14 protein-coding genes and 1 pseudogene are annotated in these 14,576 nt (G+C 68.5%); 6 read left to right on the top strand and 9 right to left on the bottom strand.

The window, feature by feature from the left end:
• Positions 1-51: 51 nt before the first annotated feature.
• Together hutH and GWI24_RS02060 are read right to left on the bottom strand one after the other, a co-directional pair.
• A complete protein-coding gene (gene hutH, locus GWI24_RS02065) occupies positions 52-1,605 on the bottom strand; it encodes a histidine ammonia-lyase (RefSeq protein WP_210944158.1) in 1,554 nt (517 codons plus the stop codon).
• Between the two features lie 1,046 nt (positions 1,606-2,651).
• Entirely contained in the window at positions 2,652-2,990 is a 339-nt protein-coding gene (locus GWI24_RS02060; protein WP_210944157.1) for a MerR family transcriptional regulator, read from the bottom strand.
• 631 nt (positions 2,991-3,621) lie between these two features.
• On the opposite strand from GWI24_RS02060, the gene GWI24_RS02055 reads away from it, so the two are divergent.
• Positions 3,622-3,996, top strand: a complete 375-nt coding sequence (locus GWI24_RS02055) for a hypothetical protein (protein ID WP_210944156.1) — start codon at positions 3,622-3,624, stop codon at positions 3,994-3,996.
• Between the two features lie 132 nt (positions 3,997-4,128).
• Here the strand turns inward: GWI24_RS02055 and GWI24_RS02050 are convergent, their stop codons facing one another.
• The 6 genes from GWI24_RS02050 to GWI24_RS02025 form a co-directional block, all read right to left on the bottom strand.
• The gene (locus GWI24_RS02050) at positions 4,129-4,437 is read right to left on the bottom strand and encodes an SCO5918 family protein (RefSeq protein ID WP_210944155.1); all 309 of its coding nucleotides are present in this window, start codon (positions 4,435-4,437) and stop codon (positions 4,129-4,131) included.
• Positions 4,438-4,483: 46 nt separating this feature from the next.
• On the bottom strand, positions 4,484-4,882 hold the full coding sequence (locus GWI24_RS02045; protein ID WP_247615744.1) for a CBS domain-containing protein: 399 nt from the start codon (positions 4,880-4,882) through the stop codon (positions 4,484-4,486).
• Positions 4,883-4,929: 47 nt separating this feature from the next.
• Complete coding sequence (locus GWI24_RS02040) at positions 4,930-6,447, bottom strand: DEAD/DEAH box helicase (protein WP_210944154.1); 1,518 nt, start codon at positions 6,445-6,447, stop codon at positions 4,930-4,932.
• Between the two features lie 260 nt (positions 6,448-6,707).
• On the bottom strand, positions 6,708-6,917 hold the full coding sequence (locus GWI24_RS02035; protein ID WP_210944153.1) for a cold-shock protein: 210 nt from the start codon (positions 6,915-6,917) through the stop codon (positions 6,708-6,710).
• Between the two features lie 347 nt (positions 6,918-7,264).
• Positions 7,265-7,420: a DUF6131 family protein gene (locus tag GWI24_RS02030; RefSeq protein WP_210944152.1), complete on the bottom strand. Its 156-nt coding sequence runs from the start codon at positions 7,418-7,420 to the stop codon at positions 7,265-7,267.
• Between the two features lie 98 nt (positions 7,421-7,518).
• Positions 7,519-7,980 carry a TetR/AcrR family transcriptional regulator C-terminal domain-containing protein gene (locus GWI24_RS02025; protein ID WP_247615747.1) on the bottom strand — a complete coding sequence of 154 codons (462 nt, stop codon included), beginning with the start codon at positions 7,978-7,980 and terminating at the stop codon, positions 7,519-7,521.
• Between GWI24_RS02025 and GWI24_RS02020 the strand changes: the two genes are divergently transcribed.
• The 5 genes from GWI24_RS02020 (at position 7,969) to GWI24_RS02000 (ending at position 14,377) form a co-directional block, all read left to right on the top strand.
• Entirely contained in the window at positions 7,969-9,378 is a 1,410-nt protein-coding gene (locus GWI24_RS02020) for an MFS transporter (RefSeq protein ID WP_308343354.1), read from the top strand. The genes GWI24_RS02025 and GWI24_RS02020 overlap by 12 nt on opposite strands.
• A 34-nt stretch (positions 9,379-9,412) precedes the next feature.
• Positions 9,413-10,159, top strand: coding sequence for a creatininase family protein (locus tag GWI24_RS02015; RefSeq protein WP_210944151.1), 747 nt, complete (start codon positions 9,413-9,415; stop codon positions 10,157-10,159).
• A gap of 153 nt (positions 10,160-10,312) precedes the next feature.
• The gene (locus tag GWI24_RS02010) at positions 10,313-12,211 is read left to right on the top strand and encodes a propionyl-CoA synthetase (protein ID WP_210944150.1); all 1,899 of its coding nucleotides are present in this window, start codon (positions 10,313-10,315) and stop codon (positions 12,209-12,211) included.
• 153 nt (positions 12,212-12,364) lie between these two features.
• On the top strand, positions 12,365-12,991 hold the full coding sequence (locus GWI24_RS02005; protein ID WP_210944149.1) for an NADPH-dependent F420 reductase: 627 nt from the start codon (positions 12,365-12,367) through the stop codon (positions 12,989-12,991).
• A 321-nt stretch (positions 12,992-13,312) separates the two neighbouring features.
• The gene (locus GWI24_RS02000) at positions 13,313-14,377 is read left to right on the top strand and encodes a hypothetical protein (RefSeq protein WP_210944148.1); all 1,065 of its coding nucleotides are present in this window, start codon (positions 13,313-13,315) and stop codon (positions 14,375-14,377) included.
• Between the two features lie 11 nt (positions 14,378-14,388).
• Here GWI24_RS02000 and GWI24_RS01995 read toward each other — a convergent pair.
• Positions 14,389-14,576 (bottom strand): annotated as a pseudogene (locus tag GWI24_RS01995) (M1 family peptidase); the annotation flags it as partial.

Below are 14,576 nucleotides of genomic sequence, written 5' to 3'. Positions count from 1 at the left end.
GGTAGTCGCAAGCCCGGCCACTGTAGGAGCGGCAACACGAACGCGTGGCGATCACGCCGGCGCGTGTTCCGGCAATTCCTCCTGTGTCCTTGACCGTGCGACACGAGCAGTGGTCAGCAGTTGATCGAGCCGTCCGTCGTGGATCGACCGTGCGAGCGCTTCGACCTCGTCGGCGTAGAAGCGGTCGGTGTCGAGTTGGGGAGATACGCTCCGGACGAAATCGTGCAGGGCGGTCGTGAGGGGCGAGCCACTTCCCAGGCCCTCGCGGAGGTCGCGCGCCTGTGCCGCGCACAGGACCTCGATCGCCAGAATGTAGCGAAGCTTCTGTACGGCCTCGTAAGCCTTCGTAGTCGCCAGGTAAGCGTTGCTTACGGGGTCCTCCTGACCTGCGCAGGTCGGCACCGAATCACTGCTCGCGGGGATGGCGAGGCCTCGCATCTCCATCACCAGGGACGCCGCCGTGTACTGCGCGATCATGAAGCCGTTGTTGAGCCCGGGCTCACTCGCGAGGAACGCCGGCAGTCCACTCAGGTTGCTGTTGACCAGTCGGTCGGTGCGGCGCTCGGAGATCTTGGCGAGGACCGTGAGCGCGTTCACGGTCTGGTCGGCCTGGAGCCCCACGAACGTGCCATCGAAGTTGGCTCCCATGAGAGCGACTCCGTCGTCCCCCTCTGGAATGATCACCGGGTTGTCACCGAGTGACTTCAGCGCTTCCGCCACGATGGCACGGGCATCGGAGAGCGACCGCTGAGCCGCGCCGTGTACTTGCGGGATGCCGCGCAGCGTGTACGCGTCCTGCACCTTCGCATCCGCCGTGCGTTCCATGATCTCTGAGCCCGCGAGTATCTCCAGCAGGTTTTCCGCGGCGGCATGCTGCTCGGGGTGGGCACGGCGCGCCTGGTAGCGCGCGTCGAATGCCTTGATCGTGCCACCCAGGGCCTCGAACGTCAGGGCCGCCGCAAGGTCAGCCGCTCGGGATGCCACTGCGGAGTCGTACGCGGCCAGGACCGCGAGGGCGGTGACGGAATGGGTTCCGTTGAGCAGGGACAACCCCTCTTTGACACCGAGCCGGTGAGGCTCGACCCGGCCGCGTTGCAGGGCTGCGGACCCCTCGAGCACCTCATCGGCGATCGTGGCACGGCCATGGCCGATGAGGACGCGGGCAATGTGCCCCTCAACGCTGAGGTAACCGACCGATCCGCTCCTCGGCGCGAGGGGCGTCACTCCCGCGTTGAGCAGGGCGCGGATCGTGTGCAGGAGCTCAAGGCTGACTCCCGAGAAGCCCTGGCCCAGCTGCACCAGCCAGACGAACATGATTGCTCGCACGACTTCTCGCGGGAGGGGCTCTCCCACGGAGATGGAGTGGGAGTGCACGAGGTTCTCTTGGAGCGCGGTCGCATCCGCCGAACTGACGACGTGCTTCACATTGTCACCGAAGCCTGTGGTGACGCCGTAGATGAGCCGCTCCTCGCTCAGGAAGCGTTCGATGAGCATGCGGGAGTGCCCCACTCGGGACATGTAGGCCGGCGAGAACCGCACGTCCGCGTCGTAGCGAGCGACCGCCACGAGCTCCTCGAAAGTCACGTCGTGGTCACCGAGCACCACGAGTGAGATGTCTTGTGGCTGAGGCACGGTCTTCCCCTATTGGCGTAGATGAGTGGCCGGATACGGTGGCACCGTAGGGGTGTGGACCAAATATGGTCAAGCTTGCATACCAAGATGGATGGTTCGCTGGTCCAAGCGTCGCGGCTGGGCCTCTCACACGGCTCGTGGGTGTCGAAGCCGACGCGCGTCGAGCGGGAGGCTCAGGCGCTGTGGCCTTCCGCGTCCATGCCGGCGCCGGCGATGGCGGGACGGTCCCGGGCCGGGGACCTGAACCACGGCATCACCGGTGCACTCGTCAACCAGTTCGCCAGGGAAGCCCAGCGCGGTGAAGGTGTTCCCGCCGCATCTCATCGCGTGGACGCGGCGGCTGCTCACACGGCTTCGCCTGGCGCGGCGCCGACAAACTCTCGCCCGCGCCCGCGGGGCCGGACACATCCTCGCTGTCGTACGGCGGCAGGGTCTCCAGGTCCGGAATCGCCTGGAACCTGGGCTTCTGCGGTACGTCGGGCATCGCCCCGAACCGACCTCTCGAAGGTCAGCCCGCAACGCCCGGCTCGCCGCGCGGATCCAGCACCTGGAGAAGCGACTGGCCTGCGGACTTGGCGAGAAGGCGGGGCGGGAGCCAGGGCCGGGCGACCCGGGAAACCAACCGCGAACTGCCCCGGTGCTCAACCGACGTGGACAGGCGGACCCAACGGCGACCTGTTCCGCTCCCGCCGCAGACGCGGGTGCCGGGCATGTATGAACTCCACCTCGTCGCTGACCTGGGGAGATTTCCGCGGTGAGTGCGGCTGGCGATGCCGGGTCGGTTTGGCCCGGCGCCGACCGTTCCCAATCGCTCTTCTTCGCCTCGACGGCGCTCGCGAACGGCAGGGCCGAACAACGTTGCCGCGGCCGTGCCGCGGCCCGGTCAGGAGCCTGACCATCGGTGGTGGGGGAGACGCCGTCCTCGGCTCACCGGCTTTGACCCCGGCTCCTGGCATGCCAATGCCTGACGCGGACCAGCGCCGCTTCCGCGCTGCGGCGCCGGCTGCGACCGGAAGGGCTCATGGCGAGTCGTCGTGCTGTTCGGCCGCGGCGCGGCGGAACTCCGCGTTGATGCGCTGAGCTTCCTCGAGCTGGTCCTCGAGGATGACGATGCGGCAGGCGGCCTCGACCGGCATGCCCTGGTCGACGAGCTCGCGGGCACGGGCGGCGATCCGCAGCTGGTAGCGGGAGTACCGGCGGTGCCCGCCCTCCGAGCGGAGCGGGGTGATGAGGCGGGCCTCACCGATGGCGCGGAGAAAGCCGGGGGTGGTGCCGAGCATCTCTGCTGCCCGTCCCATGGTGTAGGCGGGGTAGTCGTCGTCGTCCAGACGACCACCGAGCGGATTGTCTACTGTCATTCTCACCTCGTTGAGCAACGCGTCGAGGGGCCCTGGTGCCGTACGCACCAGGGCCCCGAAGGAAATTCAACACCATCTGTCGGCCCTACTGCTGTGCCGACCTTCTGTCTTCCGCTACGCCGCCCGAGGAGGGCGGGATAGCGGGGATCGCGCATGCGTGACCGGGGACCACCTTCCATTCCGGGGTCTTGCGGTACCCGGGCCGGTTCTCCGTGCCCGGGCGATCCTTGATGGCGTCCGCTTCCTCCGTTCTTTGCTGAGTCATCCACTCCGGGCCGCCCGGTGCGGCTGCCAGTCACGTCGCCTTCCTGCGAACAACCTGGCTTCGCAACTCCACAGCCGCACCGACCTGGGAACTTCATGTACTTCTACCCGCCAGTTCATGTCTGCCGGGTCTCGCTTCGACTCTGTCTACGGGAAAAACCTTAGCCATCCCACAGCCCAATGTCTACTCTGGCGAGCATAGATTTTGTCCTGCGTCAGTCCTCGATAGCCTGCGGCCCGCAACAGCGGGCGTGCGCCTGGTCACCCGGCCGGCGCAGGGGCCACACCCCGGGAGGAGACATCGGCCCGTTCGCCGCTGCGTCCAGTGGGGTACAGCCGGCCGGATCGATGAATAAAATCGGCTCTCATGTCGAACGCTGACGAACTGCTCGTTGACTTGGCCGCCATGGTGGAGTCCGAGCAGAGCAATCAGATGTCCCTGACCGTGGTCACCGGCGGCGCTGTCATCACCGGACGGTTGGCTCCCGAAGCCGTGTGGAGGCAGCGTGTATCGGAGATCCTGAGGGACTCGGACCGTCTCGGCCCCTTCGCCGGCGTCTTCACCGCCGGCGAGACGCAGGAGCGGCCCGACCGTGGCGAGCCGCCCACGCATCTGCACTTCCACGTCGCCCGGATCCTGCAAGGCAGCATGGGGATCCCCGAGACGGGCGGGATGTACCGCGTCGCGATCAAGGACGTCAGCGGCTGGACCGTTGGCGACTTCAGCTACTCCGACTCATGAGTCACGGACCCCTGGTCGGCCCTGGAGGCGCTGTCTTGCCGACCGGACACTGAACGCGTTGAGGGCTCGACCGGTGCGTGCCGGTCGAGCCCTCAACGCTGTCCTGGTCTCGGCTTTCGCCTGTCCCGTCGGTTACCTGGGCGCCGGGGTGCCGAGCTGAGCCGACGCTTCCTCAAGCGGAGTGAGGCCGCGCGCGGGTGAGATTTCGGGGAGGGCACGGCACGTGAAGCCGAGACGGGTCATGGCCCTGGTGACTTCGCCGACGGTGAAGTCACGACGGTCCTGCCCGGTGACGACCTCGCCCACCTGCTTCACGGGGTACTGGCGGCGGCCGATGACCACGGACGCACCCGTGACGAGCTCGGGCGTGACGCCCTTCATCGACGCCAGCACCCCACTCTTGGTCAGGTCGAACGGGAAGCGGGCGATGACGCAACGCATGGGTGCCTCACAGGGAGAGGGGGAAAGTCTGAGCGGGGGAGGCGGATCAGCGTGAGAGGGCGAGAACGCCCACGGCGCAGCCGTGCTCGTCGATGACGGGGAGGGCCCCGAGCCGCCCGTGCCGCATCGTGCGCTCCGCTTCGGCGATCGTGGTCATGGGCGAGGTGAAGGGCCCGTTGTCGCGGAAGATGTCCCGCAGACGGACCCGATCCGTGTATGCGGAGCTGTCGCGGACGACGGTGAGCTGGTCCTGAGCGATCAGGCCCGTGCACCGGCCGTCCTCGTCATGGACGAGCAGGTGCCTGGAACGGGCACTGGCCATGACGGACAAGGCCACCTCTACGGTCATGTAGTCCCAGACCTGCGGGCCGGGCGCGTCCATGGCGTCGACCACGGTCTTGGTGGCGGAATCCGCCGGGTGCGGCGTCATCTGGACCAGCGTCAAAGGGTGCCTCCTTGGGGAATGGGCAAGCGTCCTGATCGAGGAAGGTTCTAGGCTGCCGCGTCGAGGGCGGGCTGCCGCTGAGCTTTACGGTGTGTCGCCTCGCCGGTCCGGCGGCCCCCAGCGGCCCGGCCGCGCCGATCGCGAGAGTTGGGGACGCCGCGCTCGGGGCGGTCCACCCCCGCTGTGGTGATGACGACCGGAATGCCCGACGGAGTGCGCGCGCCGGTGATGTGGCTCAGTTCGGCCTCACCTGAGCGGACCTGAGTGGTCCGAGGGCGGATCCCGGCGTCCGACATGAGACGGACCGTGTCGCGGCGCTGGCCGGGCGTGACCAGGGTGACGACGAGACCGGACTCGCCGGCGCGGGCCGTGCGGCCTCCCCGGTGAAGGTAGTCCTTGTGGTCGTTGGGCGGGTCCACGTTGACCACCAGGTCGAGGTTGTCGACATGGATCCCGCGTGCCGCGACATTGGTCGCCACCATGACCGTCACATGCCCCTTCTTGAACTGGGCCAGGGTCCGGGTGCGCTGCGACTGCGACTTTCCACCGTGCAGTGCGGCGGCCCGTACACCGCTCTTCAGCAGGTGGCGCGTGAGCTGGTCGACGGCATGCTTGGTCTCCATGAACATGATCACTCGGCCCTCTCGCGCCGCGATCTCTGTTGTCACCTGATGCTTGTCCGCGCCGTGCACATGCAGCACGTGGTGCTCCATCGTGGTGACCGCGGCCGCGGACGGGTCGACGGAGTGGACCACCGGGTCGATCAGGTACCGGCGGACCAGAAGGTCGACGTTGCGGTCCAAAGTGGCTGAGAACAGCATCCGCTGCCCCTTCGGGCGCACCTGCTCCAGCAGCGCTGTGACCTGCGGCATGAAGCCCATGTCGGTCATCTGGTCAGCCTCGTCCAGGACGGTGATGTCGACCTGGCTCAGGCAGCAGTCGCCCCGCTCGACGAGGTCCTTCAGCCGGCCCGGCGTCGCGACGACGACCTCCGCCCCACCACGCAGCGCACCGACCTGCTTGCTGATCGGCATCCCGCCGACCACCGTGGCCATCCGCAGCTGCACGGAGCGGGCGTACGGAGCGAGCGCGTCGGCGACCTGCTGTGCCAGCTCCCGGGTGGGCACCAGCACCAGCGCCAGCGGCTGCCGGGACTCGGCTCGCCGGCCGGCCGTACGGGCCAGCAGCGCCAGGCCGAAGGCCAGGGTCTTGCCGGATCCGGTGCGCCCGCGGCCGAGTACGTCACGGCCCGCGAGGGAGTTCGGCAGGGTCGCCGCCTGGATCGGAAACGGTACGGTCACCTTTTCGGCGACCAGCGCGGCCAGCAAATGCCGGGGCATCTCGAGATCAGCGAACGCCTCGGCGGCGGGGAGTGCGGGGCTGCTCGTCACTGGCGGGGCGAACTCCCCCCGCGGTGCGGCGGGCCGGCCCCCGTAACCGCGCGAACGGCTCGGACCACCGGAGCGCTTGGAGACCGTAGCCCCCGAGCGGCTGCCGCCCTCTCGGGAGCCGGAACCGCCGGCACGGGCGGGGACGGAACGGGCATTCTTACGTGTGCGGTTCATGCGGAACCTTCCTCGAAGCGGCACGCATCAAGGAATTCCCGCAGCGCTCAGCAGCGCAGAGAATCGCAAGAACGGGCCAGAACAAATACCGAAACGGGTCCGGCCGGAGGGAATGCTCACCGGCTGAGACCTGAAGCGGGCGGCGCGATCCGGGTCGGAGAGGCCGGGCGTCGAGTGTGGCGTGACGGGGGCAGCGCCCTGCGGCGCGACGATTCGGGGCCCGCACCCAAGGCGCGGGGCCCGGCTTCTCACTGCGTGCGTCAGCTTCGGGAGGGAACGATGTTCTCGGCCATCGGGCCCTTCTGGCCCTGCGCGATGTCGAAGCTCACCTTCTGGCCTTCCAGAAGTTCGCGGAAACCTTGGGCGGCGATGTTCGAGTAGTGGGCGAACACGTCAGCGCCGCCACCGTCCTGCTCGATGAAGCCGAAACCCTTTTCCGCGTTGAACCACTTCACGGTGCCAGTAGCCATGTGTCATATCTCCTTTGGGGCAGTGCCCGGAGCCCGCGCTGTGCGGACTCCGCGTCGCGCGATGATTGCCCAGCCCGGAATATGGACAGAAATGCAGAAGAACTGCCATTGGCATGGAAAGCCAGTGAGGGCGCTTGAAGATTTTGGGAACCACAACTGCAACTGGAAGCACAGTAGCACGGCACATGCGGCTGCGCATGTTAAATCATTTCGCTCCGTCTGTCACGTCAGAAATTTTCTTCGCGCGCTGCATCAATTTCTCATTTCGCCACCACAGGTATTGGTCCGCCCGGAACACGGCCGAGTGGCCGGGCGCAGGCACTGGCCGGCACGCGTCGGCGCCTCTGCTACCAGTAGTGCCGACGCCCACCGATCGCGTGTCCGGCGGTGCCCAGGACCCAGAGGATCGCTCCGATGACGAGGATGACGATGCCAATGGTCCACAGGATGGAGATGCCGGTCAGGAAGCCGACGACGAGGAGAATGATCCCGAGGGCGATCATGGAATCCTCCGATCTTCCGGGAATACTCCACTTCCATTGTCTTCCCGAATCAGCTCCACGCCAACACATTCCCTTGTCGCTGCCGCGCCCAATGACCTTTAGGCGGGCCTTTTGCCGACACCATAGCGATCGAGGAACATGGCGATTCCCTCTTCGACGACCACATCGAACGGCGGGATGTTCATGACATCCGGCCCGATAGTCATGACCTGCGGCCAGATGATGAATTCCTGGATGAGTCCCAGGAATTGATGTGCCGCCAGCCCCGGGGACGGACAGTTGATCTTCCCTGTCTCGTGCAGACGCTGCAGGCAGTCGGCGAGTGCCTTGGTCAACGGCTCCTTGCCGACCCGGTAGAACTCCTCGGCGATCCAGGGGCTCCGGCGGGACTCGGCGATCACCAGCCGCGTGAAGGCGACCTGATCCGTGTCGTCGATGAAGGTCAGCAGGATCTCGGAGAACTGGCGCAGGAATCCGGCCGGGTCGCCGTCGCTCCCCAGGCTCTGTTCGAGGCGTGTCGACAGGTCTCCGAGCGGCAGGCTGGACCAGTGGTGCTCCATTTCTTCGAGATCTACGAGCTGTTCCTCGTCGGAGTCCTGGCGACCACGCTGAGGACGACCTTCGACCTGGCCGGCTTCGAGCTGTCGCTCGTCCTGGCCTCGGCGTTCGTCGGAGCCTTCGTCGGAGCCGTGGTGATCGGGCGGCTCGCGGACCGGGTCGGCCGGCGGACCGCGTACATGGTCACGCTGACCCTGTACTCCGCGGCCACGCTCGGCTGCGCCCTGGCCCCGGACCTGTGGACGCTCGTGATCTTCCGCTTCGTGGCAGGCGTCGGCCTGGGCGGGGAGCTGCCGGTGACGGATTCGTTCCTGGGCGACATCCTCCCCCCGGCCCGGCGCGGCTACTACGTGGCATGGGCCTTCACGGGTGCCTATCTCGCCGTACCCGCCGTCGGCTTCCTGGGCCTGGTGCTGGTGGACGGCGCTCCGCTCGGTGTCGCGGGATGGCGCTGGATGTTTGCCATCGGGTCCCTCGGGGCCCTGCTGACGTTCCTGGTGCGCAGAGGTCTGCCCGAGTCACCTCGCTGGCTGGAGTCGGTCGGACGCACGGCGGAGGCCGACGCCGTCACCAGCCGTTTCGAGAAGGCCGCCGAGGCCGAAGGCTGGACACCTCCCGCGGTCTCCGGCGAGCCCGAGCAGCCGGACATCGGGTCTCCGGTCGAGCCGGTGCCGGTCCGTGCCATCTTCCGCCGGCCCCTGGCCCGTCGCACGGTCATCATGGCGATCCTGTGGATCCTCGCGCCCATCGGCTTCTACGGTTTCGGCAACCTCGCCACGCTTGTCCTCGCCGACAAGGGATTCGACCTCGACACCTCGCTGACCTATCTGACCTTCTCGTTCATCGGCTATCCGCTCGGCTCCTATCTCTCCATGCTCATCATGGAGAGGGCGGAGCGGAAATGGATCCTGTCCGCGTCGCTGGTGGGCATGGCGGTCTTCGGGCTCATGTACGGAAGCGCCCGCTCGGCGGCCATGATCATCGCTTCGGGTTTCTGCTTCACCGTGGTGGCCAATGTCATGTCAAATTCGGGCCACATCTACCAGTTGGAGCAGTTCCCCACGAGTGTGCGCACCACCGCCACCGGCTGGCTGTACTCACTGAGCCGGCTCTCGACAGCGGCCGCCCCCTTCTACCTGGTCCCCCTCCTGGACGCCTATGGAGCGGCGGTCGCCTTCACCGTTGTCGCCGTGGCGATGCTGCTGGCCGCGGTCGCGATCGTCTTCGGCGTACGGACCACGGGACTGGGGCTGGAAGCCATCTCGGCTCCGGCGCACGCCGCCGTCGCCCGGCCGGACGCCCCCGTCGGGTCCACGTCCCCTGCCGAGTCCACGTCCTCCGTCGGGTCCACGTCCCCCGTCCGGCCCACACCCCCCGTCATTCCTGAAAACACGCACTGACCTCCGCCGAGCCCGCCAGGAAAGGGACACCCCCATGCCAGAGATCCTCTGGAACCGCATGACCGCTCGCGCTCTCAAGGAGCTGGCGGCCCAGGACGCACCGGTGCTGCTTCCCGTGGGCTCCACCGAGCAGCACGGTCCGCACCTGCCCACCGGCGTTGATGACTTCCTCAGCGCGGAGGCATGCCGCCGGGCAGCAAGGATCATGGTCGCTCAGGGCAGGCCCGTGGCCGTCGCTCCGTCCCTCTGGTGCGGGCTGGCGGACCATCATGTCGAGTTCGGCGGCACCTTCACCCTCACGCTGGCGACGTACCACGCGCTGTTGCGCGATGTGTGCCGCTCCATCCTCATGGCCGGCTTCAGCAAGATCCTGATCGTCAACGGCCACGGCGGCAATATCACGACCTTGAACGCGATCAGCGGTGAGATCTCCCGGGAACTCTCCGCGCCCATCGCCGTCACCAGCTACTTCATGGCCGGGCAGGCGCGGATCGCGGAGATCCTGGAGGACCAGGACACCCTGATGCACGCCTGCGAGGGCGAGACGTCCATGGCGATGGCGATCGCGCCGGACCTCGTCGACCAGGGACGGCTCGCTGAGGCGGTCGGCCCGGAGATCGCGCTCCAGTCGGATCCGAGCGAGGCGATCCACGTACCACGGTCGTTCCACACCGTCACGTCGTCGGGCGTGGCGGGTGACGCGCGCAGGGCGTCCGCCGAGAAGGGCGAAGCCATTCTGGACGCATGCGCGGAGGCCATCGCCGAATGGCTGATGAAATGACCCTGGCGCCCGGCGGGCACATCCGCTGGGCTGCCCCTGGGTGCCACCCGCACGCACGCCCACCCGCTCGTACGGGACGGGCGCGGGCGGGAGGCACCTCCCGGCACGGCGCGGACGGATCGAGGAAAACGGAACGAGGAAAGGGGCATCGACATGACGCAGGCGCCGAAGCAGGACGGCTATGCGGCTGAGTACCGGCGCAGCCTGGAGGATCCGGAAGGCTTCTGGCTGGACGCCGCCCGTGCCATCGACTGGACCGTCGCCCCGACCCGGGCCCTCGACGCGTCGGAGGCCCCGCTGTACCGGTGGTTCCCGGACGGGCGGTTGAACACCTGCCACAACGCTCTGGACCGCCACGTCGACGCCGGGCGCGGCGAGCGACTCGCGCTGGTGTACGACAGCCCGGTCACCGGCCGCAAGGCGGCGTTCACCTACCGGGAGTTGCGTGACGAGGTCGCGCGGTTCGCCGGAGTGCTGACCGGGCTCGGCGTGGCCCAGGGCGACCGCGTCGTGATCTATATGCCGATGATTCCCGAAGCGGTCGTCGCCATGCTGGCCTGCGCCCGCATCGGCGCCGTCCACTCGGTCGTCTTCGGGGGATTCGCCGCGCGTGAGCTCGCCGTGCGCATCGACGACGCCCGCCCCAAGCTCGTCATCGCCGCCTCGTGCGGCATCGAACCGGCCCGTGTCGTGCCGTACAAGCCGCTGCTGGACGATGCCCTCGCGCTGGCCGAACACCAGCCGGAGCACTGTGTCATCCGCCAGCGGCCGCAGTGCGCGGCCGAGATGACCGGCCGTGACCTCGACTGGGACCAGGCCATGGCGACCGCCGAGCCGGTCGGCTGCGTCCCAGTGGCCGCCACCGACCCGCTGTACATCCTCTACACCTCCGGCACCACCGGCCGGCCCAAGGGCGTGGTGCGCGACAACGGCGGCCACGCGGTCGCGCTGCGCTGGTCCCTGGAGAACGTGTACGACACCCACCCCGGTGAAGTCTTCTGGGCGGCCTCGGACGTCGGCTGGGTCGTCGGCCACTCCTACATCGTCTACGCACCGCTGCTCACCGGCTGCACCACCGTCCTCTACGAAGGAAAGCCCGTCGGCACTCCGGACGCCGGTGCGCTGTGGCGGGTGATCGCCGAACACCGTGTGACGGCGCTGTTCACCGCGCCGACGGCGATCCGCGCGGTGAAGAAGGAGGACCCGCGCGGGGCACTTCTGCACGCCCATGACATCGGATCGCTGCGCCATCTGTTCCTGGCCGGTGAGCGCCTGGACCCGGAGACCTACCGCTGGGCCACGGACCTGCTCGGCGTTCCGGTGGTCGACAACTGGTGGCAGACCGAGACCGGCTGGCCGATCGTCGCCAACCCCATGGGCCTGGAGCCCCACCCGCTCAAGGCCGGTTCGCCCACGGTGCCCATGCCCGGCTACGACGTGCGCATCCTCGACGCGACGGGCCGCGACGCGCCGCCGGGCGCCGACGGCGCGGTGGCGATCCGGCTGCCGCTGCCGCCCGGCACGCTGCTCACCGTGTGGCAGGACGACGCACGGTATGTGCGCTCGTACCTGTCCGCCTACAGCGGCTACTACCTCACCGGCGACGGCGGCCGTAAGGACGAGGACGGCTACGTCTACGTCATGGGCCGCATCGACGACGTGATCAACGTGGCCGGGCACCGGCTGTCCACCGGCGCGATGGAGGAGGTGCTCGCCGCTCACCCGGATGTCGCCGAGTGCGCTGTCGTCGGCGTCACCGACCCGCTCAAGGGGCAGGTGCCGCGCGGCCTCGTCGTGCTCAAGGCGGGCCTCGACCGCGATCCGCGGGACATCGCCACGGAACTCGTCGCGGCCGTCCGGGAGACGATCGGCCCCGTCGCGGCGCTGCGCCGGGTCGACGTGGTCGCGGCCCTGCCCAAGACGCGTTCGGGAAAGATCCTGCGCCGCACCATGCGCGACATCGCCGACGGCCGGGACACCGAGCTGCCCTCCACCATCGACGATCCCGCGGTGATCGAGGCGCTGCGACCGGTACTCCGCGACGACGTCTAGTCGCCGCGCCAGCCGCTCGCCTCGGCGCGGTCCCGGGCCCGCCGCCGCTGAGCGCGGCACCGGCGGCCATCCTGCCCCCACCGCGCATGCATGATCCGCGGGGTGCCGGTAACCCGCCGGGGGCCCACCACAGACGAGGAGGGGAGCAACGCCGTGCGCATCGGAATCATCGGAGCGGGCCACATCGGCTCGACGCTGGCCCGCCACTTCGCCTCGATCGGCTACGAGGTGGCGATCGCCAACTCCCGCGGCCCGGACACCCTGGCCGACCTGGTGACCGACATCGGCGGCCCGATCCGCGCGGTGACCGCCGAGGAGGCGGCCCGGATCGGCGAGGCGGTGGTCGTGTCCATCCCTTACGGCCGCTACCGGGAGCTGCCGACCGAGCCGCTGCGCGGCAAGGTCGTCATCGACACCTGCAACTACTACCCCGAGCGGGACGGAAACGACCCGGAGCTCGACGCCGACGCCACCACCTCGAGCGAGAAGATCCAGGCCCACACCGGCGCCAACCTGGTCAAGGCGTTCAACGCGATCTACTGGGAGAACCTCCGCGACCACGCCCGCCCCAAGGGCGCCACCGACCGGGTGGCCATCCCGCTGTCCGGCAACGACGAGGAGGCCAGGGCCGCCGTGGCCGGGCTGATCCGCGACATCGGCTTCGACCCCGTGGACGCCGGCCACCTGGGCGAGGGCGGCCGCAAGCACCAGCCGGGCAGCCGCGTCTACGCCACCGAGATGTCCTCCGCCGAGACCAGCGCCCTGCTGAGCGTCGCCTGAGCCCAGGGGCCCGCGGCACACCATCGCGCTCTGCGGACGGACCCGGGCGCGGTCGGAACGGCCGCGCGTCGCACGAGAGGCCGGGCCTGAAGGCCCGGCCTCTCGTTCTGCCGACGGGCGGCATAAGGTCTGAAATCACTTTTATCCTTGGATGTTAGCCCGTACAGGTGACTTTCTGAACATGCCCCTTGGGGGAGGTGCCCTCACAGTGGCGTACTGGTCCCAACCGGTGGGCCGCCTTCCGCTCCCCCGGGGAGCGGCCTACGGGCCGGTACCGGGTGACGCACGGCGGCCCATGCCACTCCCTCATCGAGGAGCACCATGCGCATCACCCCTGTCATGCGGGCCTTCGCCAGCATGTCCCTCGCGGTCGCGGGGCTGGCCGCGGTGCCGTCCACCGCTCACGCCGCGACCTTCGTGCCCTGCAGCCCGACCGCACTGATCACGGCCATCACCAACGCCAACAACTCCGGCGGCGACAGCCTGGTGCTGTCGGCCGGGTGCACCTACACCCTCACCGCCGTCGACAACTCCGACTCCGGCAGCCCCAACGGACTGCCGGTGATCAGAAAGAACATCTCGATCACGGGGAACGGCAGCATCATCGAGCGTTCCGCCGCGGCCGGCACCCCGGACTTCCGCATCTTTGAAGTCGATCCGCCCGACGGCTACCTCACCCTCGTCGACCTCACCGTCCGCAATGGCCGTACTTCCCCGGGTGAGGTAGGAGGCGGCGTCTGGCTGAACGACGGCGGCACCTTACGGGTGGTCAACTCCACCATCACCGGCAACGTGGGCTCGGACTCGGGGGGTGGCGGCATCGACAACGACGAGGGATCGGTCTCCGTCGAGAACTCCACGCTCAGCGGCAACACCTCGCCCTTCGGGGGCGGAATGGACATGGACGGCGGAACCGCCACGCTCACCAACAGCAGAGTCGTCAACAACACCGCCACCTCATCGGGAGGCGGCATCTGGGGCAGCGGCACGCTGACGCTGTTGAACACGGAGGTCAGCGGCAACACCGCCCCCGTGGGCGCCGGCATCACCTCGTTCGCCACCACCCACCTCCTCTCCAGCAGCGTGGATCACAACACCGCCACCGCCAGCGGCGATGCGGGGGCCGGTATCGTCAATGGCGCCACGCTGACGACCTCCAGCACACAGATCGTCGGCAACACTGCCAGTGCCACCGGCTCTCGAGGCGGCGGTCTGCTCAACCAGTCCGGCCGCACCGCCACCCTGCAGTCCACCACGGTCAGCGGAAACCGGGCCGGAGACGGCGGCGGCATCTACAACCGCGGCACGGTGAACCTGGTGGCGAGCTCGGTCTTCGCCAACACGCCCAACCAGTGCGCCCCGCCCGGCAGCGTGCCCGGCTGCTGAAGCCCGCGGCCTCAGGGCCTCTTCGGCTTGCCGGGCCCGTACAGCCAGATGTCGAAGAGAGCCCTGAGGTCCCTGTCGGACTTCCGTTCGCACAGCTCGATGAACTGCTTGGTGTCGGCGTTGCCGTGCCGGTGGTCCTTGAGCCAGGTGCGGAGGATGGTGAAGAAGGCCGTGTCGCCGACGGCCCGGCGGAGCTGGT

Source organism: Streptomyces sp. MK37H (genome assembly GCF_018035285.1).
Taxonomy (GTDB): Bacteria; Actinomycetota; Actinomycetes; order Streptomycetales; family Streptomycetaceae; genus Streptomyces; species Streptomyces endocoffeicus.
Note: the sequence above shows the minus strand (reverse complement) of the source record. Positions and strands in the feature narration are given on the sequence as shown.